This window comes from Streptomyces sp. NPDC006925 (assembly GCF_042869575.1).
Taxonomy (GTDB): Bacteria; Actinomycetota; Actinomycetes; order Streptomycetales; family Streptomycetaceae; genus Streptomyces.
In genome coordinates this window covers 1-1380 of the sequence record NZ_JBIAGB010000056.1, presented here as the reverse complement: position 1 = coordinate 1380, position 1380 = coordinate 1, and the positions used below count along the sequence as shown (strand labels likewise).

Sequence of the window (1380 nt, the reverse complement as noted above, 5' to 3'; positions counted from 1 at the left end):
GGGACTGTAAAACGTTCGGTGTAACTCCTGATCAAGGAAGATGCATCGATGACCAGTGAGAACGTGACCGAGGCCGAGTCCGTCGAGGCAGTTGAGCCGCAGTCGGCGAAGGCAGTGGACGACCAGCTCATTGACGAGATGGTGGGCCGCGCCCAAGCCGAGGGTCTGCAGCTGACAGGTGAGGGCGGGCTGCTCCAGCAGCTGACGAAGCGGCTGCTGGAGTCTGCTCTTGAGGGTGAGATCGCTGACCACCTCGGCTACGACAAGCACGATCCGGCCGGGAAGAACGGCGGCAACAGCCGCAACGGGAATCGGGCCAAGACCGTGCTCACGGACGTCGGCCCGGTGGAGATTGCAGTGCCGCGTGACCGTGAGGGCTCGTTCGAGCCGAAGATCGTCAAGAAGCGGCAGAAGCGTCTGTCCGGCGTCGACGAGATGGTCATCTCACTGTCCGCGAAGGGCCTGACGACCGGTGAGGTCCAGGCCCACCTGGCCGAGGTCTATGGCGCCGACGTCTCCCGACAGACGATCTCCACCATCACCGACAAGGTCATGGACGGCATGGCCGAGTGGCAGAACCGACCCCTCGACGCTGTCTACCCGGTCATCTTCATCGATGCCATCCACGTGAAGATCCGCGACGGCGCGGTGGCGAACCGGCCCATCTACGTGGCCCTGGCCGTCACCGTCGAGGGCCGTCGCGACATCCTCGGCCTGTGGGCCGGCGACGGAGGCGAGGGCGCCAAGCACTGGATGCACATCCTCACCGAGATCAAGAACCGCGGCGTGGGCGACGTCCTCATGCTCGTCTGCGACGGTCTCAAGGGCCTGCCCGACGCCGCCGAGACCGTCTGGCCCCGCACCACGGTCCAGACCTGCGTGGTCCACCTGCTGCGGAACTCCTTCCGCTATGCCGCCCGCCAGGACTGGGACAAGATCGCCCGCGTCCTCAAGCCCGTTTACACCGCCGCGACCGAAGAGGCCGCCCTCGAGCGGTTCGCCGAGTTCGCCGACTCGTGGGGAAAGAAGTACCCGGCGATCGTGCGGCTCTGGGAGAACGCGTGGGAGGAGTTCACGCCGTTCCTCCGCTTCGACACCGAGATCCGCCGCATCGTCTGCACCACGAACGCGATCGAGTCCGTGAACGCCCGTATCCGGCGGGCGGTCAAGGCCCGCGGCCACTTCCCGAACGAGCAGGCCGCCTTGAAGTGCGTCTACATGGCCATCATGTCGCTTGACCCCACCGGCAAGGGCCAGGCCCGCTGGACCATGCGCTGGAAGACCGCCCTGAACGCCTTCGACATCACCTTCGACGGCCGTCTCTCCGCAGCTCGTCAGTGACCCCAACCACCCTGGTTACACCGCTCGTTTGACAGACCC

General features: G+C 65.8%; 1 protein-coding gene. It reads left to right on the top strand.

The window, feature by feature from the left end:
* Nucleotides 1-138: 138 nt before the first annotated feature.
* On the top strand, nt 139-1341 hold the full coding sequence (locus tag ACFYNS_RS31850; protein WP_388606382.1) for an IS256 family transposase: 1203 nt from the start codon (nt 139-141) through the stop codon (nt 1339-1341).
* The last annotated feature ends 39 nt before the right edge of the window (nt 1342-1380 follow it).